Annotated in this window: 23 protein-coding genes; 14 read left to right on the top strand and 9 right to left on the bottom strand. The window is 68.3% G+C overall.

Translation table 11 applies throughout. The features are described 5' to 3' along the window. The first annotated feature begins 161 nt into the window (after positions 1–161). The 6 genes from OG405_RS10190 (at position 162) to OG405_RS10165 (ending at position 4,051) form a co-directional block, all read left to right on the top strand. The gene (locus OG405_RS10190; RefSeq protein ID WP_327151374.1) at positions 162–833 is read left to right on the top strand and encodes a FadR/GntR family transcriptional regulator; all 672 of its coding nucleotides are present in this window, start codon (positions 162–164) and stop codon (positions 831–833) included. Beyond that, positions 830–1,627 carry an ABC transporter ATP-binding protein gene (locus tag OG405_RS10185; RefSeq protein WP_327151373.1) on the top strand — a complete coding sequence of 266 codons (798 nt, stop codon included), beginning with the start codon at positions 830–832 and terminating at the stop codon, positions 1,625–1,627. Before OG405_RS10190 ends, OG405_RS10185 begins: the two co-directional genes overlap by 4 nt. Positions 1,628–1,705: 78 nt before the next feature. Further along, positions 1,706–2,311 carry a QsdR family transcriptional regulator gene (locus OG405_RS10180; protein WP_327151372.1) on the top strand — a complete coding sequence of 202 codons (606 nt, stop codon included), beginning with the start codon at positions 1,706–1,708 and terminating at the stop codon, positions 2,309–2,311. 20 nt (positions 2,312–2,331) lie between these two features. Next, a complete protein-coding gene (locus OG405_RS10175) occupies positions 2,332–2,892 on the top strand; it encodes a nucleotidyltransferase family protein (RefSeq protein ID WP_327151371.1) in 561 nt (186 codons plus the stop codon). Positions 2,893–3,179: 287 nt separating this feature from the next. Continuing rightward, entirely contained in the window at positions 3,180–3,503 is a 324-nt protein-coding gene (locus OG405_RS10170) for a DMT family transporter (RefSeq protein WP_327152293.1), read from the top strand. Beyond that, entirely contained in the window at positions 3,500–4,051 is a 552-nt protein-coding gene (locus tag OG405_RS10165) for a TetR/AcrR family transcriptional regulator (protein WP_327151370.1), read from the top strand. Before OG405_RS10170 ends, OG405_RS10165 begins: the two co-directional genes overlap by 4 nt. On the opposite strand, the gene OG405_RS10160 is transcribed toward OG405_RS10165, so the two are convergent. The 4 genes from OG405_RS10160 to OG405_RS10145 form a co-directional block, all read right to left on the bottom strand. After that, on the bottom strand, positions 4,029–6,197 hold the full coding sequence (locus OG405_RS10160) for a copper-translocating P-type ATPase (RefSeq protein ID WP_442790688.1): 2,169 nt from the start codon (positions 6,195–6,197) through the stop codon (positions 4,029–4,031). The genes OG405_RS10165 and OG405_RS10160 overlap by 23 nt on opposite strands. A gap of 128 nt (positions 6,198–6,325) precedes the next feature. Next, positions 6,326–6,943, bottom strand: a complete 618-nt coding sequence (locus tag OG405_RS10155; protein WP_327151369.1) for a DUF305 domain-containing protein — start codon at positions 6,941–6,943, stop codon at positions 6,326–6,328. A gap of 80 nt (positions 6,944–7,023) precedes the next feature. Then, positions 7,024–7,485 (bottom strand): hypothetical protein, encoded by a 462-nt coding sequence (locus OG405_RS10150; RefSeq protein WP_327151368.1) that lies wholly within the window; start codon positions 7,483–7,485, stop codon positions 7,024–7,026. Between the two features lie 123 nt (positions 7,486–7,608). After that, complete coding sequence (locus tag OG405_RS10145) at positions 7,609–7,920, bottom strand: hypothetical protein (RefSeq protein WP_327151367.1); 312 nt, start codon at positions 7,918–7,920, stop codon at positions 7,609–7,611. A 371-nt stretch (positions 7,921–8,291) separates the two neighbouring features. Between OG405_RS10145 and OG405_RS10140 the strand changes: the two genes are divergently transcribed. Beyond that, positions 8,292–8,681 carry a hypothetical protein gene (locus OG405_RS10140; RefSeq protein WP_327151366.1) on the top strand — a complete coding sequence of 130 codons (390 nt, stop codon included), beginning with the start codon at positions 8,292–8,294 and terminating at the stop codon, positions 8,679–8,681. Between the two features lie 79 nt (positions 8,682–8,760). On the opposite strand, the gene OG405_RS10135 is transcribed toward OG405_RS10140, so the two are convergent. Together OG405_RS10135 and OG405_RS10130 are read right to left on the bottom strand one after the other, a co-directional pair. Next, the gene (locus tag OG405_RS10135; protein ID WP_327151365.1) at positions 8,761–9,849 is read right to left on the bottom strand and encodes an NAD(P)-dependent alcohol dehydrogenase; all 1,089 of its coding nucleotides are present in this window, start codon (positions 9,847–9,849) and stop codon (positions 8,761–8,763) included. A 2-nt stretch (positions 9,850–9,851) separates the two neighbouring features. Next, on the bottom strand, positions 9,852–10,319 hold the full coding sequence (locus OG405_RS10130) for a DUF4334 domain-containing protein (RefSeq protein ID WP_327151364.1): 468 nt from the start codon (positions 10,317–10,319) through the stop codon (positions 9,852–9,854). Positions 10,320–10,410: 91 nt separating this feature from the next. Between OG405_RS10130 and OG405_RS10125 the strand changes: the two genes are divergently transcribed. Beyond that, positions 10,411–11,040: a TetR/AcrR family transcriptional regulator gene (locus tag OG405_RS10125; RefSeq protein WP_327151363.1), complete on the top strand. Its 630-nt coding sequence runs from the start codon at positions 10,411–10,413 to the stop codon at positions 11,038–11,040. Here OG405_RS10125 and OG405_RS10120 read toward each other — a convergent pair. Then, a complete protein-coding gene (locus tag OG405_RS10120; RefSeq protein WP_327151362.1) occupies positions 10,995–11,660 on the bottom strand; it encodes a TetR/AcrR family transcriptional regulator in 666 nt (221 codons plus the stop codon). The genes OG405_RS10125 and OG405_RS10120 overlap by 46 nt on opposite strands. Before the next feature lie 266 nt (positions 11,661–11,926). Here OG405_RS10120 and OG405_RS10115 point away from each other — a divergent pair, with 266 nt between their 5' ends. The 4 genes from OG405_RS10115 to OG405_RS10100 all read left to right on the top strand — a co-directional run bounded on the left by OG405_RS10115 (position 11,927) and on the right by OG405_RS10100 (position 17,045). Further along, the gene (locus tag OG405_RS10115; RefSeq protein ID WP_327151361.1) at positions 11,927–13,312 is read left to right on the top strand and encodes an NAD(P)/FAD-dependent oxidoreductase; all 1,386 of its coding nucleotides are present in this window, start codon (positions 11,927–11,929) and stop codon (positions 13,310–13,312) included. Positions 13,313–13,325: 13 nt separating this feature from the next. After that, positions 13,326–15,128, top strand: coding sequence for a hydroxysqualene dehydroxylase (locus tag OG405_RS10110; RefSeq protein ID WP_327151360.1), 1,803 nt, complete (start codon positions 13,326–13,328; stop codon positions 15,126–15,128). A gap of 121 nt (positions 15,129–15,249) precedes the next feature. Beyond that, positions 15,250–15,801: a hypothetical protein gene (locus OG405_RS10105; RefSeq protein ID WP_327151359.1), complete on the top strand. Its 552-nt coding sequence runs from the start codon at positions 15,250–15,252 to the stop codon at positions 15,799–15,801. A 260-nt stretch (positions 15,802–16,061) separates the two neighbouring features. Further along, positions 16,062–17,045 carry a hypothetical protein gene (locus OG405_RS10100; RefSeq protein WP_327151358.1) on the top strand — a complete coding sequence of 328 codons (984 nt, stop codon included), beginning with the start codon at positions 16,062–16,064 and terminating at the stop codon, positions 17,043–17,045. Positions 17,046–17,219: 174 nt separating this feature from the next. Here OG405_RS10100 and OG405_RS10095 read toward each other — a convergent pair whose 3' ends face one another. Then, entirely contained in the window at positions 17,220–17,876 is a 657-nt protein-coding gene (locus OG405_RS10095; RefSeq protein ID WP_327151357.1) for a MerR family transcriptional regulator, read from the bottom strand. Between the two features lie 183 nt (positions 17,877–18,059). Between OG405_RS10095 and OG405_RS10090 the strand changes: the two genes are divergently transcribed. Beyond that, positions 18,060–19,019 carry a hypothetical protein gene (locus OG405_RS10090; protein WP_327151356.1) on the top strand — a complete coding sequence of 320 codons (960 nt, stop codon included), beginning with the start codon at positions 18,060–18,062 and terminating at the stop codon, positions 19,017–19,019. Further along, positions 19,016–19,468 (top strand): ABA4-like family protein, encoded by a 453-nt coding sequence (locus tag OG405_RS10085; RefSeq protein ID WP_327151355.1) that lies wholly within the window; start codon positions 19,016–19,018, stop codon positions 19,466–19,468. Before OG405_RS10090 ends, OG405_RS10085 begins: the two co-directional genes overlap by 4 nt. 54 nt (positions 19,469–19,522) lie before the next feature. Here the strand turns inward: OG405_RS10085 and OG405_RS10080 are convergent, their stop codons facing one another. Next, positions 19,523–20,926: an MFS transporter gene (locus OG405_RS10080; protein ID WP_327151354.1), complete on the bottom strand. Its 1,404-nt coding sequence runs from the start codon at positions 20,924–20,926 to the stop codon at positions 19,523–19,525. Positions 20,927–21,113: the final 187 nt, after the last annotated feature.

Genomic DNA, 21,113 nt, shown 5'->3' with positions numbered 1-21,113 from the left:
TCCTGTGCGTTCGGCCGTCTCCGCGACGGTGACCGGCCGACGACAACCCCACGGCGGGGCGGCCGATCGTTCAGGCCCCGCCGTGGCGGTCGAGGAGAAGCTCCGGGTGCGGCATATGGCAAACTGTACACGACTCCTCAGACAAGTAGCGAGGTTTTGAATTGTTATCCCAGGTGAGACGATCGCCGCTGGCCGAACAGACGGCCGAAATACTGCTGGCACGCATCCGCGGCGGCGAATGGCAGCTGGGCCACCGACTGCCCGGCGAGACCACCCTCGCAGCCCAGCTCGGGGTGGGACGTTCGACCTTGCGGGAGGCCATTCGCGAACTCGCGGGACGCGGCGTACTGAGCAGCCGTCAGGGCGCCGGTGTTTTCGTCACGGCCCTGGACGGCACCGCGGACTGGGATATCGTCGTGCGGCGCGCGAGCATCGCCACTGTGGTCGAGGCCCGGATGGCCATCGAGACCGAGGCCGCCGCCCTGGCCGCACACCGCCGAACCCCCGCCGATCTGCGGACGATCCGACGCACCCTCGCCGGCCGGGCCGCGCCGGGACTGTCGGTGCCCGAGCACGTCGATGCCGATATGGCCTTCCATCGGGCCGTCATCGTGGCCGCGCACAACGACATACTCATCCAACTCTTCGATACCTTCCTGCCCCGCCTGCGGATCGCCATGATCGATATGTTGCATATCCGCCCGCTGCCGTCGGCACCCGCCGACCATGCGGCGCACGAACAGCTCGCCGCCGCCATCGCCGCCCGCGATCCCCACGCCGCGGCCGCACTCAGCCGCGATCATCTGCACGCCATCAAGGAGGCATTCTCGTGACCACCCCCGTTCTGGAACTGACCGACGTCACCTTCCGGCGCGACGGCAACCAGATCATCGACGGTATCTCGCTGACGGTGCGGGCCGGTGAGCACTGGGCACTGCTGGGCCCGAACGGCGCCGGCAAGAGCACCCTGCTGGGATTCTGCGGCGCCGTCACCCATCCGACCACCGGTATCGTCCGAGTATTGGGCGAACAGCTGGGCCGGGTCGAGTTGCAGAAACTGCGGCGGTCGATCGGGCATGTCGACCACCGGCATCCGCTGCGCTCGCCGCTACCGGTCCGCGACGTGGTGCTCACCGGACTCACCGGAACGGTGGACCTCCCGATGCGCTGGACGCCGCGCGCCGATCAGATCGACGCCGCGACAGCCGCGCTCGACGCCGTGGGAATGGCCGCGAAGTCCGAACGGAACTGGTTCGCCCTCTCCCAGGGTGAACGCGGGCGCACACTCATCGCTCGCGCACTGATCACCGCACCCCGCCTGCTACTGCTCGACGAACCGACCACCGGTCTGGATGTGGCCGCGCGCGAACAGTTGCTGCTTACGATCGATTCGCTGGACCGGACCTATCCCGACCTCGCGTCGGTGCTGGTGACCCACCATCTCGAGGAGTTGCCCACCACGACCGGTCACGCATTGCTCATCGCCGACGGCCGCGCGGTCGCCGCAGGGCCGGCCGCCGAAACCATTACCACCACATACATTTCCGCGGCGTTCGACCATCCGGTACACGTCACCAGGGAGGGCGGACGATGGTCGGCTCGGTCCCCGCTGGCCCAACCGGCCTGATCCGCCCTACACTCGATAGCCCACGACCGGGCTCTCGGCCATTTTAGATACATGAATCATTGTGTGTACCATAACGTGGTGACCACCGTCAGCCGAACGTCCAGACCACCCGGCCGCCCGGCCTCGGCCACCCGTGAAGAAGTAGTAGCGCTGGCCCGGCAGTCCTTCCTCGCCGGGGAACGAGTCGATGTCCAGGCGATCGCCGCCCAGCTCAAACTGAGCAGGGCTTCCATCTACCGCTGGTTCGGCTCCCGCGACGGCGTCCTGGGCGCCGTACTGGCCGGAGAGTTCGAATCCCTCATCGAACGCGCGGATGCCCGCCGGCGCGAATCCGGTGCCCGCCGGATCCTCAGCGTCCTCGACCGGGTCAACCGCTGGATGGCCGGGAACGAACCGTTCCGGCGGTACTTCGAGAACGAACCACTGGCGGGCCTGCGCATACTCACCTCGAGCGACGGCCCGGTCCAGCCGCGCATCCTCGTCGCGGTGGAGCGGCTCATCACCCGCGCCGAGGAACAGGACGGCTACGCACCCCAGTTGGAACGGTCACTGCTCGCCTATTCCATGGTGCGGCTGGGCGAAGCCTTCCTCTACCAGGACAACGTGACCGGCCTGCGCGGCGATGTGGACCGGCTGCACCAGGTCCAGGCGGCGCTGCTGGGTATCGATCTGCCCGAGGACTGAGAATCGACGACGATCTCGGCATGGACCTCGGCACCGCGCCGACGGCGGCCGCGGGGCTGGTGCTTGCCGCGGGCGCCGGTCGACGCTTCGGAAAACCCAAGGCAGACGTTCTCTTCGAGGGCGAGCGGCTGGTCGATCGCGCGGTGCGGCTGTTGCGCGACGGTGGCTGCGCCCGAGTGATCGTAGTGACCGGCGCGGTCGAACTGCGGGTACCCGGGGCGACGGTGGTGCACAACCCGCGATGGGCGACCGGGATGGGTTCCTCGCTGATCGCCGGACTGGCGGCGGTGCGCGAAAGCGCCGCCGTGGTCGTTCCGGTCGATATGCCGTGGCTCGGTGCCGAGTCGATACGCCGGCTCCGCGCCTGCGGCTCCCGCCTGGCGATCGCCACCTACGACGGTCGCCCCGGACATCCGGTACTGCTCGGCGCCGAACACTTTCCGGCGGTGGCCGCGAGCGCGGTCGGCGATATCGGCGCCCGGAAATTCCTGGCCGCCAATCCCGAACTGGTTCAGCGGGTCCCGTGCGACGGGACCGGTTCACCCGAGGATGTCGACACCCCACAGGACCTGATCCGATGATCCCCGGCCGGCACGGCATCGGCGGTACCGGACTCGCGCGACCCCACAGCCGCATGGACCGGCCGCCGAGTGGCCGCGAGCGAGCGCCCCGAACCCGCGTTTGCCTGACCCGACGCGCTCGCCTCCGGCGGTCGCGGCGGTGAGGGTCGGTTGAATCTCGCTCCGGGACGCCGGCTCGATACGCCGTGGCCGGCAACCCGGCCGCAGCGCACAGACCCGGCCACACCGAGATCCGACTTTGTGTACTGTTGTCCATGTACGAACGTACACATATGGAGGAAACCGTTATGTCGCTGGCACTGCTCGGGGCGGCCATCGTGGCCGAGATCGTGGGCACCAGCCTGCTCAAGGCAACCGAGGGATTCACCCGACTCTGGCCCACGGTCGCCTCACTGTCGGCGTACGCGCTGGCATTCGTACTCCTCGCCCAGGCCATCGCGCGCGGGATGAACGTGGGTTTCGCCTATGCGGTCTGGTCCGGACTCGGCACCACCCTCATCGTCATCATCGGGGCGCTGTTCCTCGGCGAATCGCTCACCGCCACCAAGATCGCGGGCGTGGCCCTGGTGGTCGCCGGGGTGGTCACCCTCAATCTCGCGGGGGCGCATTGACCCCGCGCGATCCGCATCGCCGCCAGCGCATCCTGGATGCCGCACGGGCCCTGATCCCGACACACGGGATCGCCGGCCTCACCCATCGCCTGGTCGCCGCCGAAGCCGGTGTGCCGGTCGGCTCGACGACGTACTACTTCGCCGATCTCGCCGACCTCACCGAGGCCGCGCTCACCGATACCGCGGCCGCCACCCGGGAGGCGCTGGCACATTGGTCCGCGACACTCGGCCGCAGCACCGACCTACCCGCCGCACTCGCCGCACTCGCCGCCGAATGTCTCGCACACCCCGACCAATTACTCACCGTCAACGAGCTCTATCTGGCCTCGACCCGGCTACCGGAACTGCGTCCGCTGGCGCGGGTCTGGTTCGACGGGCTCGTCGATATCCTCACCCCGCACACCGGGCCCGCCGCCGCCCGGGCGATCACGATATTCCTCGACGGCACCCTGCTGCACGCGCTGACGACCGGATCGGCTCTGGATACCGCCGAGCTCACCGCGCCGATCGCCGCGCTCACCCGTCTCACCCCCGGCGCCGACCGCTGACCCGAGAACGTCCTCCGCCGGTCAGCACCTTCTCGGGACGCAGGTCCAGGCGGCGGAGCAGCTGGGCGTTGAGCGCGACCACGACGGTCGATACCGACATCAGGATCGCGCCGACCTCCATGGGCAAGGTGATATGCCACGGCGCCAGGACACCGGCCGCCAATGGCACAGCCACGATGTTGTATCCGGCCGCCCATACCAGGTTCTGGATCATCTTCCGGTAGGTCGCGCGGGACAATTCGATCACCGAGAGCACCGCGCGCGGATCGTCACCGGCCAGGACCACACCAGCGGACGCGATGGCCACATCCGTACCGGCGCCGATCGCGATACCCACATCCGCCGCGGCCAGCGCCGGGGCGTCGTTCACGCCGTCGCCGACCATCGCGACGATATGGCCCGCCGCCTGTAGTTGCCGCACCTTCTCGCCCTTGTCCGCGGGCAGCACCCCGGCGAACACCTCGTCGATACCGAGTTCGGCGGCGACCGACCGGGCCACGACCTCGGCATCGCCCGTGATCATCGCGACGTGGATACCGCGGGTGTGCAGCGCCGCCACCGCCTGTGCCGACTCGGGCCGCACCGCATCGGCCGCGGCCAGCGCGCCGACCACCACGCCGTTCCGGACGATATGCAGCACGGTCGACCCCGCGGCGGACCATTCGGCGGCTCCGGACAGGGGTGCGAGCCCGTATTCGTCGAGCAGCCCCGGCCCGCCCACACCGACGGCCGCACCGGCCACCGACGCGGTGACGCCGATCCCGTTGCGGGCAGCGAAACCGGTAGCGGCCGGAACATCCAGGGATCGGTGCGCGGCGGCAGAGACGACGGCGCGGCCCAGCGGATGCTCACTGTCGCCTTCGACCGCGGCGGCCAGCGCCAGAACCGCGTTCTCGTCGAACGCCGGAGAACCGATCACCGCCACCACCGCGGGCGCGCCCTCGGTCAGCGTGCCGGTCTTGTCGAAGAGGACCGCGTCGACGGTGCGCATCGCCTCGAGCGCACGCCGATCGGTGATCAGCACTCCGGCCCGGGCAGCACGCTCGGTGGCGAGGGCGACCACGAGCGGGATCGCGAGACCCAGCGCGTGTGGGCAGGCGATGACGAGGACGGTGATCGTCCGGGTGACGGCCGATTCCGGCTGACCCAGCAGCGACCAGGCCAGCGCCGTCAGCACGGCCGCACCGGAAGCGAACCAGAACAGCAGGCCCGCGGCCCGGTCGGCGAGCACCTGGGCGCGTGAGGAGGAGTTCTGTGCCTCGGCGACCAGCCGCTGGATTCCGGCCAGCGCCGTATCGCCTCCCACCGCGGTGATCCGCACCCGCAGCGCGGAATCGGTACTGACCGTGCCCGCCACCACTCGGTCTCCCGGCTGCCGCCGGACCGCGCGCGATTCACCGGTGATCATGGACTCGTCCACATCGGCCGTACCGGATTCGACGGTGCCGTCCGCCGGAATCCGTCCGCCCGGCCGCACGACCACGAGATCGCCCGGGACCAGATCACCGGCGGAAACGACGGCGGTACCCGATTCGTCCACCCGTTCGGCCTCGTCGGGAAGCAGCGCCGCCAGTGATTCCAGTGCGCTCGACGCCTGTCCGAGCGACCGCATCTCCAGCCAGTGCCCGAGCAGCATGATGACGATGAGCAGCGCCAATTCCCACCAGAAGTCGAGTTCGTGCGATACCAGCCCGATCACCGCGCCCCATGAGGCCAGGAAGGCGACGGTGATGGCGAGGGCGATGAGCAGCATCATGCCGGGCCGCCGGGCCCGGATCTCCGATACGGCACCGGTGAGGAACGGCCGGCCGCCCCAGAGGTACATCACGGTGCCGAGTACCGGCGACACCCACGCCAGCACAGCGGGAACGGTGTATCCGACCAAATCGGCGAACATCGCATCGGCGGCCACGACAGGTACTGCCAGGAGCAACATCCATCGGAACAGCCGGCCGAACATGGCCGCGTGGTCGCCGTGCCCACCATGGTCGCCGTGCTCGCCGGGACTGCCGTGCGCGGCATGGTTCCCGGTGTGACCACTTCCGTGCGGGCCCACCGCGACCTCCGCCCCGGCGCGGTGGGCCCTCTCGGGTGACCCGGGATCGCCGCTGTGCCGGGTGTGTTCGGATCCGCGTTCGGTCGCCATACCCGAACTATACCCCTAGGGGGTATATCGAAAAGGGTGATCGGGCCCACAGCCGAGGCGAGACCGCGAAAACCGACCCGGGGCGGCCCGGCGCCCACCTCGAGGCGAGCACCGGACCACCCGATATATCAGCCGTTCAGCATTGCCTGCATCTGCTGGATCTCGGCCTGCTGGGAATCGATGATCTGCTGCGCCAGCGCCCGAGCATCAGGGGCGATCCCCTCGGCAAGCTCGGTCTCGGCCATCCGCACCGCGCCTTCGTGGTGGGCGATCATCATGCTGAGCCACATGCGGTCGAAATCCGGACCCCGGGCGGCCTCGAGCTGGCCCATCTGCTCGTCGGTCATCATGCCGGGCATGGTGCCGTGGCCCATTCCGGAGTGTCCGCCGCCCTCGGTCGTGGCGACGCCCCAGGATTGCAGCCATCCGGTCATGGTGGCGATCTCCGGGTCCTGCGCCTGCTGAATACGCGCGGCCAGATCGATAACCGCCGGGTCGCTCGAACGCGACGGAACGAGCGCGGCCATCTCCACTGCTTGGCGATGATGCGGGATCATCTCCTCGGCGAAGCGGATATCGGCCTGGTTGTGGTCACCGGCCACCGGTGCGGTCGCCGCACCACCGACGGCCACCGAAGTGGTCGCGGTATCGGCAATCGGGGGTGTATCGCTGTTATCGCTACAGCCGGTCGCTACGGCGGCGGTGACGATCGCGAGTGCGGCCCCGGTGACAAATCTACTGATCATGGCGTGCTCCTGAGAGTTCGGGTGAGTTGCGTACGACGAAGCAGCGCCGCGACCCGGGAGACGGGTCCGGCGGGCGTCGATCACAGCCGCAACACGCCCAGAACCGCCAGGCGCCGCGAGATCGGAACACACGGCGGAGGCCGAGCCAGAGCTTCGGGCGGGAGCACCGCCGCACGGGCGGGTTCATTCGCCGACGGGTACCGCCCGGGGGCCGCGAAGATCAATAGCGAGGCCAGCGCCGCGACCAGGACAGCCAGGCACAGGTGCAACAACTCGTGACCCGTACCGTGACCGGCCGGACCACCGTCACGCGGCACCGTGGAGACGGCGCCCGGCGGCCACTGACAGCACAGCACCGCCTCGTCGTGCTCCCGGCCGTGTTCCGGAACAGGAGGCACCGAAACGAGCGCCGGCGAGTCGGACACCGAATGGTGTGTGTCACCGCCGGCTCGGGCGGGCAGGTGGTGCATTCCCGAAACGGCCACCGCGAGCACGACCGGCAGTAACCAGCGCACCAGCGTGCTCGCGAGACCGGAGTACACAGCCCGAATCTAACACCGGGCCGCCGGGCGGACCTCCACCGCTCACCGTTGCCGCGCTGCGGCCTCGGCGATCGGGTGGACATGGGTCCTCGATCTCGCCCGGCGGCCGATCCGAAGAACTCGTCAGCCCATGATGGCGTTCATGATCGTCCCCGCGCTGGTCGCCACCGCGCCGCCGGCCATGGCACCCGCAATCTGCTTGGGAGCTGTCAGCGCTCCACCGTTCCACTTCTCCCAAGCGAACTTGCCCCCACCGAAGACGATCGAGGTGACACCGGACAACAGGACGAACCAGGTGAGATACCTGGTCATCTGTACGATCTTGTCCGACAGTGGCGGCGCTTCCGGACTGGGATTGCCCAGCTGGGCAAGAACGACGTAGTGATCGTGCAATGCCGGAAGACCGTCGTGCAGTGCAGTGAGAATCGTGCTCATCTGGTCGTGCCCCTCTCGGATGCCGGTGTATGCGGTGGCGAGGAATGCCGATTCCGTAAAGCCGAACCCGACCGGTTATTGAAGCGCAAATGGGCGCACAATGGGGAGAGACTCACCGATTCCCTCTGGTCGGGCCGGTGGGGAGCGGCGTGTCGCAAATGCGACACGCACTCGGCGGGACCTCCAGCACTCGATCAGCATCCGAAGCATCGCACCGACCGGCGGCTCGTCCCCGACGGTCACCGATCTGTCACAACACGGCCTCGACACACCCACCGCGCGGCGTGCTCCCGCGCCGCGCCCGCGCTAGCGTCGAGCTGCTCCACTGTTCAGCACCAACGAAAACCGATCACTCACCCTGGGAGGTTTACGTGGGAACACGCACAGCACGACGCATCTCGGTCGCGATCGCCTGTCTCGCCGGCCTCACGGCACCCGCCATCGCCTTGGCTCCCGCGACAGCAGTCGCCGTCCCGGGGATGCGATCACCACTCGGGCTCTACCTGCACTTCGGTCCGCATCGCAACGCCCCGGAGCCGGGCGGGACCGCGCAGGCGGACCAGGGGGGTGCCGACTCCGATACCCCGGGCGCCGAACGTGCGGAAACCCTGGAGGCCGATGCCACCGCGCCGGACGCGACCGGCAGCAGCGCCGGGCCGCGCACACGTGACTACCGAGCCGCACCCGGCAAATCCGCTACGGGCCCGGCCGCGGAAGCGGGAACAGCCGGCGAGCCGGGGCGGAACCACCCGGGCGGCTAGCGGCTTGCCGCACCCGGCCCATCCGCGCGGACGCGCACCCGGGCCGCGCGGCGGTGGTGTCGCCGGTTACGACGGGCCATTACCAGGTGAGCACCGGTTTGATCACCGATCCGGCGTGCTGTTCGGCGATCGCCTTCTCGATCTCGGTGTGAGGAAAGCGCGTCACGAGCCGATCCACCGGCAGCAGACCGCGGGTGTACAACTCGAGCAGATACGGGATGAACGTGGCCGGTTCGGCATCACCTTCGAGGCAACCGCGCACGGTTTTGCCACTCAGCACCAGATCGCGCACATCGATCTGCGGAACACCCGAACCGAGCCCGATCGCGACCACCGTGGCACCGGTGCCCAATGCCGCGAAGGCATCGGCGAGAACCTTTGCCGAACCGGTGGTGTCCAGTGCGTGCGTCGCACCGCCGCCGGTGATCTCGCCGATCGCGGCGATCGTATCGATGCCGCCGGGATCGAGGACCTCGTCGGCGCCCAGATCCCGGGCCAGTGCCCGGCGAGGAGCGGCCGTTTCCACCACGATCGTCCGAACCCCGGACACGGTGCGGGCCGCCAGCAACGCCGCCGATCCCACCGCACCGGCGCCGTAGATCGCCAGCCAGGCCCCGGGTTCCGGCCGCAACGCGTTCATTACCGCACCGGCACCGGTCTGGAACCCGCAGCCGAACGAAGCGGCGACGGCCAGATCGGCCGCCGGGTCGACGACGATCGTGTTGTCGGCGGTGGCCAGCGCGTAGCCGGCGAAACTGGATTGCCCGAAGAAGCCGTCCCGCACCGCCGTTCCTTCGACCGTGACGCGCGCGGACTTATCCGGCCGCCGGCCGAAATGGTTGAGAGCGGTCGAGTTCCGGCAGTAGGCCGGCCGTCCGGCCGCGCAGTTCGGGCAGGCACCGCAGTGCCGGAAAGTAAGCACCACATGGTCGCCGGGCGCGATCGAGGACACCGCCGCACCGACCGATTCGACGACCCCGGCGCCTTCGTGCCCCAGCAGGACCGGTCGGTCCGGTTTGCCCAGGGTCCGGTTGACCAGGTCGGTGTGGCAGATCCCGGCCGCGACGATACGCACCAGGATCTCGTCGTCGCGCGGCTCGTCGAGGTCCACCGTCTCCACCGAGAACGGCGCGGCCGGATCGCGGGACAGGACCGCCGTCGTCCGCATCGCTATGCCCGTTCCAGCAGAAAGTAGAAATATTGGCCGTCGGCGAGCACCAGCTCCGGGCGCCCGTTCATGATGCCCATCAGGGTGGTGTCGTCGAGCCATTTGAAGTGGTCGAACACAGCGCGGCCGTCATAGACCATGGTGGCGGTCACCTCGCCGCGGAACTCGATGTTCCACAAGGTCGCCTCACCCTGGCCCAGTTCGACATTCGAGAACAGGGTGCCGTCCTCCCCGCGGCAGATGAGCGGTTGAGCGTCACCGAGTGAATGGAAGGTCTTGCCGTACCAGCGGCTCTTGGGCAGCGCCCGGCACAGCGGATGACCGGTCTGGAACGCATCACCCCGCCACTGGCCCAGTATCTCCTCGGCGCGGGCGGGCCGTAGCCGTGCCCACAGATCGTCGAGTTCGGTCACCGACACCCCCTCGGCCTGCTCCCGCAACTGTTGCCACCGTGGTTTGTCCGCGCTCATAGCTGTCCCATCGACTGGATTCGGCGAACCATCCGGTTCGGCAACGACCATAGTTCCGAACCATCCGGTTCGGCAAGATAGGATTCGCGATATGCGAGCGGCAGGCCAGGCAACCCGGGACCGGATCCTCGCGGCCGCCAAAGCGGAATTCGCCGAGTACGGCGTCGCGGGCGCCCGGATCAACCGAATCGCCGCGGCCGCACAGGCCAGCAAGGACCGGCTCTACGCCTATTTCCCCGGGAAATACGAGCTGTACGCGGCGGTCACCGAGCAATGGACCCGGCAAACCACGGCCGAAACCGCACTGCGCGCCGACGATCTACCCGGCTATATCGGCCGCCTCTTCGACCACTTCCTGGCACATCCGGAGAACGCCCGGCTACAGGCCTGGGCCGATCTCGAGCCCGCCGACGACCGGATCGAACAGGTCCTGCGCCGCGCCGTCGACCCCAAACTCGCCGAGATCCGCCGGGGCCAGCACGCGGGCGTGATCACCGCCGATATCGCGGCGCCCATGCTGTTGCGCATGCTCACCGAACTGGCCCGCACCACCGCGGTACACGCGGGCCCGGGTCCGGCCGAACGGATCGCGGCACAGCGGTCCGCCGTGGTGCTCGCCGCCCACCGCCTGGCCGGAATACCGGCGAATCCACGAAACCGTGCCGGTGCGAACGCTCACACCGGCGCGGCCGGACCACCGCCGGCCGGGGCGTCACCGTAGACGACCAACCAGATCGAACGACCCAGCGCCGCCGCGAGCTCCGCATCACTGATCCCGGTGCGCACCGCGAACGCGGTCGTGATGGAACGTTCCACCATGGCCGCCAGGACCAGCGCTGTCGCCGCGGGCTCCAGCTCCGGCGCGACCCGGCCGGCCGCCCGGTCGGCTTCCAGGCGGATTCGCACCAGATCGACGAAAGTGGCCACCCGCGCCCGCCAGTAGGCGCCCACATCCCGGTCGTAGGCGGCGACCTCACTCAATGCCAGCAGCAGGTAGCGGTGCCGCCGGAACCCGGCGATCATCGCGCTCATCGCCCGCTGCACTCCGGCCTCCCGGTCCGCGTGCTCGGCGCCCCACCACCGCTCAGCGGCCGAGAACAGGTCGGCCGTGGCCAGATCCGCCGTCCGGATCAACAACTGGCTCTTGTCCGGGAAATACCGATAGAAGGTGGACCTGGCCATCTGCGCCGTGGCGGCGATCTTCTGTACCGCGATCTCGGTGAACGGCGTCCCATCGGCAAGCAGATCCTCGACCGCACGTAGGACCCGCTGTTCGAATTCGGCCCGACGATCCTCGTCCGGTTTCCGGGCGGACCGGGGAGTGCGGGTCAGCGACGGCATCCCGCACTCGCCGGATCGCTCGTGTGATGCAGTGGATATCGGCTCTCGAGGTACATGGAGCCATTGTGCCCGCCGGCGCGTGTCGCGCCGGTCGCCACGACACTTGGACCGGTTTCCCGCCGCGGATGCGGCGCCGATCGATCGCGCGGCCGCAGTTCACGGAAGACTGTGCGGGACAGTGCCGCTCAGCAGGTTGACAATCCGCGCCGGGGAACGCACCATCAATCGGACATAGTGTCCGAGACTCGATGACCGAGGCGGTATCCATGGCTGACTCCCCCCGCGTGGTCGAGCAAGCCGATGCCGTCGTCGTGGGCGCCCGGTGCGCCGGTTCGGCCACCGCCGCCACCCTCGCCCGGGCGGGCCGCCGAGTCATCGCACTGGACAGTGCCCGCTTCCCCTCCGACACCCTCTCCACTCATCTGCTGTGGCCGGCCGGTATCGCCGAACTGTCCCGGCTCGACGCGCTGGATGCCGTGGCGGAACTGGGCGCACCCCGGCTCACCAAGGCCTACGCCGCCGGGTCCGGGTATGCGATCGCCAGTGAATTCCCGCAGGTCGACGGTATCGATTACACCCTGTGCGTGCGTCGGTCCGGACTGGATCACGCACTGATTCGTACCGCCCGCGCGGCCGGGGCCGATATCCGCGAGAAATGCCGGGTCACCGACCTCGTCTGGGACGGCGCGCGCTGCGCCGGTGTCCGCTACACCGACTCCCACGGCCAACCGGCCGAGATCCGCGCCGCGCTCGTGATCGGCGCGGACGGTCGCCGCAGCACCGTCGCGAAGCTCACCGGCGCCCTGGACCCGTACGAATCCGAACCCAGCGGCCGCGACTGCTACTTCGCCTACTGGCGCGACGCGTCCACTGAATGGCGCGATACCGCCGCCCAGTGGCGGGTGGGTACCGATCTGGGCACCGCGTTCCCCTGCGACGACGGTCTACTGTTGAGTCTGGTCCAGCCGCCCGCCGAATCCGGCAGGCTACGCCCCGGCGACGCCGAACGCCGCTACGCCGCCGCACTCGACCGGATCCCGCCGTTGCGGGAACGACTCCGCGACTGTGAGCAGGTGGGCCGGGTGCGGTCGGCCACCGATATCGTCTCCTACTTCCGCAGGTCCAGCGGGCCGGGCTGGGCGCTGCCCGGTGACGCCGGGCATTTCAAGGATCCGGTCACCGCCCAGGGCATCCGCGACGCCCTGCACTACGGCCGGCTGCTGGCCGAGGCCGTCGCTCCGGTGCTCGATGATCCGGTCCGGCTGGACCGCGCCGGCGCCGCGTGGGAACGCCGCCGGGTACGCGAATGCCGCGAGATCTACCACTGGACCAATCGGCTCGCCCGCGGTACCGAGATGAGCCCACTGGAAGTGGAGCTGTACCGGGCCGCGACCGGGGATCGAGACCTCGCAGCGATCACCACCGGCATTTTCTCCCGCACCCGGCGGCCGGCCGAGCTCTACACCCCCGCCCGCATGGCCCGGCTCACCGTCGGTGCGCTGTGGCACCACCGCGGCGACCCGAGGCCGGTGCTGGCCGATCTGGCACACGAGATCGGTGCCACCGCACACGAATTCCACAGCTCGTGCACCACATTGCGCGGCACTCCGCCCCCTGTCCCCCCATCCTCCACCGGTACCGCCATCGCTTGACCAGGAGTACACAATGTCGGATCAGCTGCCGAAGAAGTCAGCCTCGATCGACCGGCGCACCGCCCTGCGCGGCGCTTTCGCCGGCGCCGCGATCCTCGCGGCCGGGTCGGCGGTAGGCGGTACCGCGACCGCGGCCGCGCCGCGCCGCCGAACCCCGGGCCTACGCACGGGAGGCAAGGAAGTCGCCGTCTTCGGCGGTGGTATGGCCGGTCTCTCCGCCGCCCACGAACTCGTCGAACGCGGTTTCCGGGTGACCGTCTACGAACCCGCTTTCCTCGGCGGGAAGGCCCGCAGTATGCCGGTCCCCCGCACGGGCGCAGGCGGCCGCGCCGATCTTCCCGGTGAGCACGGATTCCGTTTCTTCCCCGGCTGTTACCAGAACATTCCCGACACCATGCGCCGCATTCCCTTTCCCGGTAATCCCAACGGTGTGCTCGACAACCTGATCCGAGTCGAGGGGACGGTGGCGGGATTCCGCGACAAACCGCCGATCTTCGCCCCGGTGGAAGTGGGCGCGCTCGATCAGCTCACCCCGGAACGCCTGCAGAACAGCATTATCGGTGCGTTCAGTTTCATCCCGGAGCTGCCGCCGCACGAATTGGCCTTCTTCGCCAAACAGATGCTGATGTGGTTCACCTCCAGTCCCGAACGCCGCTTCGGGCAATGGGAATACCTGACCTGGGAACAGATCATGCGCGCGGACGGGAAATCCCCGGCCTACCGCGCGTATCTGGTCAACGCGCTGACCCGCATCACCGTCGCGGCGAAACCCCATCTCAGTTCGGCACGCACCATCGGCACCATCGGCGAGGCCCTCGTGCTCGCGGGTACCGGGCTCGTTCCCGAATTCTCCGGCGGGGTGGACCGGATCCTGAACCGCCCGACCAATACGGCCTGGATCGACCCGTGGGTAGCCTATCTCCGCTCGCGCGGTGTGCAGTTCATGATGGGCCGGCGCGCGAGCCGGCTGCATTACACCAACGGCCGAATCGAATCGGTGACCGTCACCGACACCGGCGGCACCGCGACATCGGTGGTCGCCGACCACTACGTCTGCGCCATGCCGGTCGACAAGACCGTGCCACTACTCGACGACGAGATACTCTCCGCCGATCCGCATCTGGCCGGAATGCGCGAACTGCTCACCGACTGGATGGTGGGTATCCAGTTCTATCTGCGCCGTACGACCGATATTCCGGAGGGTCATATCGCGGCGCTGGGATCACCGTGGGCGCTCACCGCATTGCGTCAGGCACCCATGTGGGTCGGTGACTTCCCCGCCCTGTACGGTGACGGTTCGGCCGCGGAATGTCTCTCGGTGGATATTTCCGATTGGGACACCCCGGGTATTCTGCATCGCCGCCCGGCCAAACAGTGCAGCGCCCAGGAAATCGCGAGCGAGGTCTGGGCGCAGTTGAAGATGTGGCTGAACAACGGCACCGGGTGGCTGCGCGACGAGGATATCCATTCCTGGCACCTCGATCCCGGGGTCAGCTGGTCCGGCGGCAGCACCCACAACGAGACCCCTTTGCTGGTCAACACCGTCGGTTCCTACGATCATCGGCCGACCGCGCACTGCGCCGTACCGAATCTCTTCTTCGGCGGTGATCATGTGCGCAGCAATATCGATCTCGCGACTATGGAGAGCGCCAACGAATCCGGTCGGTCGGCGGCCAATGCGATCATCGACGCCGCGGACGATCCCTCCCCCCACGCACCGGTGTTCCCGCTGGTCGCGCTGCCGGCCTTCGAACCCGCGAAACGGCTCGACGCGGATCGGTTCCGAGCCGGGCTCCCGCATCTCCTGGACGTGTAGCGGCAATTCCCGGAAACCATTGTCCCCCCGATCTTGTTCCGTGAGAATGGGTTCCGGGCCGAGATCCGGCTTCCTGGGGACCGTCGGCGCAGCCACGCCGGCAGAACAAGTGGGGAACACCATGAGAATCAAGCAACTCGCCGCAACCGCGCTGATCTCGATCGGCGCCCTCGGCGTCGCCGCGGGCACGGCGCAGGCGCAACCGGCCGCCACCGAGGTGGCCGTGCGGGGGGCCGAGCAGGGGGTCGGCTATGTCGTGGCACCGAACGAGGCGGGCACCGCGATCGTCACGACCCTCGACGCCGGCAGCTTCGCGCTCACCGCCGACGGTGCGGCCATCACCTTGTCGGACCTGTCGGGGCGCGTGGTCACCACCCTGCCGCTCGGGACCGCCGCTGCCGGGCAGACCGCACCACCGGCCTCCACCATCTCCGCCGACGGCCGTACGCTCACCCTGACACCGGGCGCGTCCACCCCGGCCGGCCGGCATGTGGCCCAGCTCGTAGCCGATCCGGACACCGAGTCCCGCAAACTGCACAATGCCGGAGTCGGCGCCCTGGTCGGTGCCGGGATCGGTGCAGTGCTCGGCTTCTTCTTGGGCGGTGTGGGCGCCCTGGTCACGATTCCGATCGGCGCCGGTGTCGGCGCGCTGATCGGCTACTCCACCCCGTGACCGACGAACTCGGCTGCGGCCCACCGCAACAGGTGGGCCGGGCCGGGTTTCGTTCGCCCCTTCCCGCCGCCGCACCGAACCTGTTGCCCCGGAACGGATCTTTCTCGTTCGGCCCCGGTCCGGACAGCTGTCGGCAGACCGTTTCTGTCGGACCCCCCACGTAGAATCATGCAGGTAGGACACAGTCGGAGGGTTATGAGCGGTCGGCGAACCGACCGCTCGACACACCCTTTCGGCGCTTCGGAACCGGGGGTTCTGTGATGAGTGAAATCGGACAGGAACGACTGCTGCCGCCGCGTCAGCACGGGACGTCGTGGCGCGAATCCGAATACCGGGTCATCGCCGGGGAACTGCGGGCGGGTAAGGGGTTACCCGAGATCGCCGCGGAACTCGGGCGTACCCCGTCCGCCGTTCAGGCGGCTTTGCGGAATTTCGTTCCGCCGGACGAGAAAGTACGGGTCGGCGATCGAGCCGGCTGGATCCGCGACCGGATGGCGGCCGAACCCGAATGGGACTGGTGGTCGGTGGTGGTGGACCACCACCGGCACGGTCCGTCTGCGCTCTGGCTGACCGAACACGAGCACATCGCCCGTGGCGCCTGGCGAGATCGCACGCCCATGCCGGTGCTGGCCCAGCGGCTGGACACCGCCGAGATCGAGGTGGCCGGGTTCCTGCGCGCACTCGGACTCGCGGAGAACATGGCCGAAGTCGCCGATCGGCTCGGTGCCACTCCCGGCCAGGCGCTCGCCAAACGGGTGCACGCGGGACGTGATCAGGAACAGTCGGCGAACTGGATCCTGGTGGTCGACGGCGCCGCGGGCACCGTGAAACCGCGTAGCGCGCCTGTCCGGCGCCATGTTTCGGTACACGAGAGCCGAGCCGCTGCCGAAGCGGACCGGGATCGGGTCCTGCGTTGGCACCGCCGTTCCGCGAGCGACAGCACCACACCCGTCTGGTGGACGATCGCTCAGCGCGGGGTCGGCGATATCGCCGGCCGGACCTACTGCGGCGTGTTCACGCCGCGCCTGATCGACGGCGGCGTCCGTGCCGACGCGCTGGAGGTCGGCGACCGCATCCTGATCGCCGGATCGGACGGTAACCCGCTGGAGGCACTGGTGGAATCGATTGCCCAGCGCGGCGAGGTGGTGGTCGCCGATCTGGGACCGGTGGGCGATTCCCGGGTGCATCAGGTGATCGAGTTCGATGCCGGGGAGCGGGTGGAGGTAATCACCGTCCGGGAGTGACGACCGGTTAGGAACCTCGGCCTCGCTGTTATCCGGCGCGGCGGAAATATCGCAGCTCGATTCGTTCGATCTGAGGTTGCTACCTGCGCTTCAGGTCGACGATCGGGCCGCGTTCCGCCGGATCGCCGACCTTCTCGATATCTCGGATAGAAATCCGCCGCACAGCACCCGTGGTCAGGACACCTGACCGGCGCCGGTCGGACCGTCCTCGGGTAGTAACCCGCTGGACAGGTGTTCTTGTGCGAGGCGCCGAAGGGCCGAGAGCAGGGTGTCTCCGAGCAGGTTTCCCACGATCGCGGTCTCGGTTATCCGGTCGAGAGCGGGTTCGGCCAGAATCAGGCCGATATCGATTGCCGCGATCGACTCGGAGATATCGGCGTAGTCGTCCATCGCGGCGACCAGATCCTCATGCCCGAGTAGCCGCAGCGCCGCACAAGCGTCGACCAGCGTACTCCGTGCCGGGCTGCGCTCATCGATCCGCCAACCACGACGGGCCAGCAACGCCTCCACATCCGCTGCGGCGGTTTCCTTCTCACTTTCTCCCACCGACGAACGGCGTTCACCCAGTGCGTACAGCACCATGCCGAGAGATTCTCGTGCGGTGAGTGTCCCGGTATCCAGGACGGCGAGCAGTGACCGGGCGGCTTCGACCGACAGGCCACCGATATCCAGTAGCGCGCGGATCAGGCGCAACCGGTTCACGTGGTCGTCGTTGTATTCCACCTGGTTCTGATGCGTGCGAGTGCCGGGCGGTAGGAGGCCCTCTCGTACGTAGTACTTGATCGACGCGGGGGAAACCCCGCCGGCCCGGCTGAGAGCGGCGATCCGCATGGTCCTCCTGGTTCTCGAAGTCGGCGCCTCCGAATATTGACATCTGGAAGCATAGCCACCACTATCTACCGATAGTAGAACTATCGATAGTTCCACTTACGCAATGTGGAGTCCGCGCCTCGGCGTCATTCGACGACCACCACAGCGCTATGCCTCCACGCCGCCAGATGATTCGGAGAACCCGTGCTCGCACTGAACTGGCACCGCCCGCTGATGCTGCTCGCCGTCGCCATGGCGATCCTCACTCTCGCCGCCATCGGAGGGATGACAATCGACGACCGGACGCTGACCGGTCTGCCGATCTGGACCAAAGCCGTGAAGTTCGCGCTCTCGGTCGTCATCTATTCCGTCACATGGGCATGGCTGATCGCTCAGTTCACCCGTTGGCACCGGATCGCCTGGTGGGCCGGCACCGTGGCCGCCGCCGGTCTCGGACTGGAACTGACCGTTATCGTGATCCAGATCGTGCGGGGCACCACCAGCCACTTCAACTTCACGACTCCCCTGAACTCGGCACTGTGGGAAACCATGGGGCTGTCGATCATCGTGGTCTGGCTGGCCACCCTCGTCGCGTCCCTTGTCCTGCTACGCAATCCGACGTCCGATCCCGCCCGCAACGCCGCGATCCGATATGGCGCAGGCCTGTCCCTGGTCGGCGCGGCACTCGGCCTACTGATGGTGCTCCCGACACAATCGCAACGCGACACCGGTAGCGCTGTCCGCGGTGCACACACCGTCGGTCTCCCCGACGGCGGACCGGGCCTGCCGATCCTCGGCTGGAGTACCTCCGGCGGCGACCTCCGGATCCCTCATTTCATCGGAATGCACGCGGCGCAACTGCTTCCGTTCGTCGTGATCGCCCTGGAGTTGTCCGCGCGCCGGATAGCCGCGACACGACCGGTGGCGGTCCGTACCGCACTGGTCAAAACGGCTGCAGCGGTATACACCGCAGTACTCATCGTGCTGACCTGGCAGGCACTGCGCGGTCAATCACTGATGCATCCGGACCGGCTGACACTGTCTGCGGCCGGTCTGGTCGCCGCGGCCGCCACGGGCGCGGTGATCATCATCGTCCGGCGCCGGCCACCGGTCGACCCCGCCACTATCCAGCCGACCCGCACAGCTCCGGGAGCGATACGATGACCCAGCACCTCTTCGATATAACGTTCGTCTCCGCCGCACCGTTCTGGGCGCTGATGATCTTCGCGCCACGCTGGCATCGAACTCGCGCCATCACCGCATCGCCGCTCATCTGCCTCCCACCACTGTTGGTGTACGCGGTCCTGGTATTGCCGGACTTCGGCGGCTTCTTCTCCACCCTGGCGAATCCGGAACTCCCCGCACTACAACAACTACTGGGCGGCAGCGCGGGCGCCGCCGTGGCCTGGGCCCACTTCATCGCGTTCGATCTGTTTCTCGGCCGCTGGATCTACTTCGACAGCCGGGAACGCCGGATCCATCCGGCGCTGATCAGTGTCCTGCTGGCGTTCACGATCGTCTTCGCGCCCCTCGGCATGCTCGCCTACCTGGCCATACGATTCCTCCGCGAACCCCGCCGGAGCCCGCGACCGGCACTGCTGACGAAAGCATGACGGGAGCTCCCGCTTTCGCGGATCGCCGAATATGCCACCGCGGACAGGTAACGCTCATTCCGCGCGTCCGGGCATCAGCGCGGAGGCCAGCACGATGGCCACCGCCATGACGGCTACCGCCACGAACACCAGATGCACCCCCTCGGCGAGCGCTGCGGGCGAGGGGGTGCCGGTATCTCCCACCCTGGAATTCACCAGGGCACCGAATACGGCCACGCCGACCGCGCTGCCGATGGACCGCGCGAACATGTTCACCGAGGTCACCACGCCGCGTTCACCCCAGGTGGCGCTGGTCTGCGCGGCGATCAGGGTCGGGCCGGCCACCAGACCCATTCCGAGTCCGATGACGAAACAGGTGGCCGCGACCTGCGCGATACTCGCCCCGGGGCCGATGAACAGTGTGCCGGTCGCGCCGAGTGCGGCCGTGACGCCGCCGATGAGGGCGGTACGCCGGAAGCCGATCCGCAGATACACCCGGCCGGACTGGGAGGCCGAGACCGGCCAGCCGAGAGTCAGCGCCCCGACGGTCAGACCGCCGATCACCGCCCCCGCACCCAGGACGCCCTGCGTGAAGGTCGGTACGTAGGAGGTGAGACCGAGCAGCAGCGCGCCCACCAGCGCGGAGATCGCCGAACTGGCGACCACCACACGCCGGGTGAACAACCACAGCGGCAGCACCGGATCCGCCGCCCGGCGTTCCACGAGGACGAACGCCACCAGCACGATCGCACCGCCGGCGAAGATCGCGATACTCGCCGGCGCGTCCCACGCCCAGGCCTGCCCGCCCTCGAGCAGTCCGAGGATGATCGCGCCCGCGCCGGTGGTCAGCAGGAACGCACCCGTGTAGTCCACGCGCCGCCGCTCGCGCGACGGAGTTTCGGTGAAGTGGCGCAGCAACATCCAGCCCGCCCACGCGGACAGCGGCAGATTGATCAGGAAGATCCAGCGCCAGCCGACGTATTCGGCGAACACTCCCCCCAGCAGGGGTCCCGACACCGAGGAAAAGGCCCAGACACCGGCGAGGTAGCCCTGGACCTTCGCGCGCTCGGCCAGGGTGTACAGATCACCGGCAATGGTCATGGTCATCGGCTGGATCGCGCCCGCGCCGATACCCTGCACGGCACGGAAGACGATCAGCCAGAACATGCTGCCCGCGAGTCCGCACAGCAACGAGCCGAGAGCGAAGACCGCGATACCGAACAGGATGACCGGTTTACGACCCACCGTATCGGCGATCTTGCCGTACACCGGCACGGTCACGGCCTGGGCGAGCAGATAGATGGAGAACAACCAGGGAAATTGGGCGAACCCGCCCAGACTCTCGGTGATGGTCAGAACCGCGGTCGCGATGATCGTGGAATCCAGCGCGATCAGCCCGGTGCCCAGCATGAGCGACCACAGGATCGCACCGCGTTCGGAGCGGAGCCCCACCCCGGTTCGCACCTTCTCCGCCACCACTACCGCACCTCATTCTCCTCAGGACCGGAAAAGATCAACACGATCGCCGGGCCACCGTATTCCCCATACATCGCACCCGCCGCACCTTTTCCACATGGTGGGACGTCCCGTCCGGTCCGCGCGCCGCCGCCGAAATACGCTGGTCCCGATCCGAACACCGTGTCACGATGGCGCGATCGCGCCGGTG

Source organism: Nocardia sp. NBC_01329 (assembly GCF_035956715.1).
GTDB lineage: Bacteria > Actinomycetota > Actinomycetes > Mycobacteriales > Mycobacteriaceae > Nocardia.
Note: the sequence above shows the minus strand (reverse complement) of the source record. Positions and strands in the feature narration are given on the sequence as shown.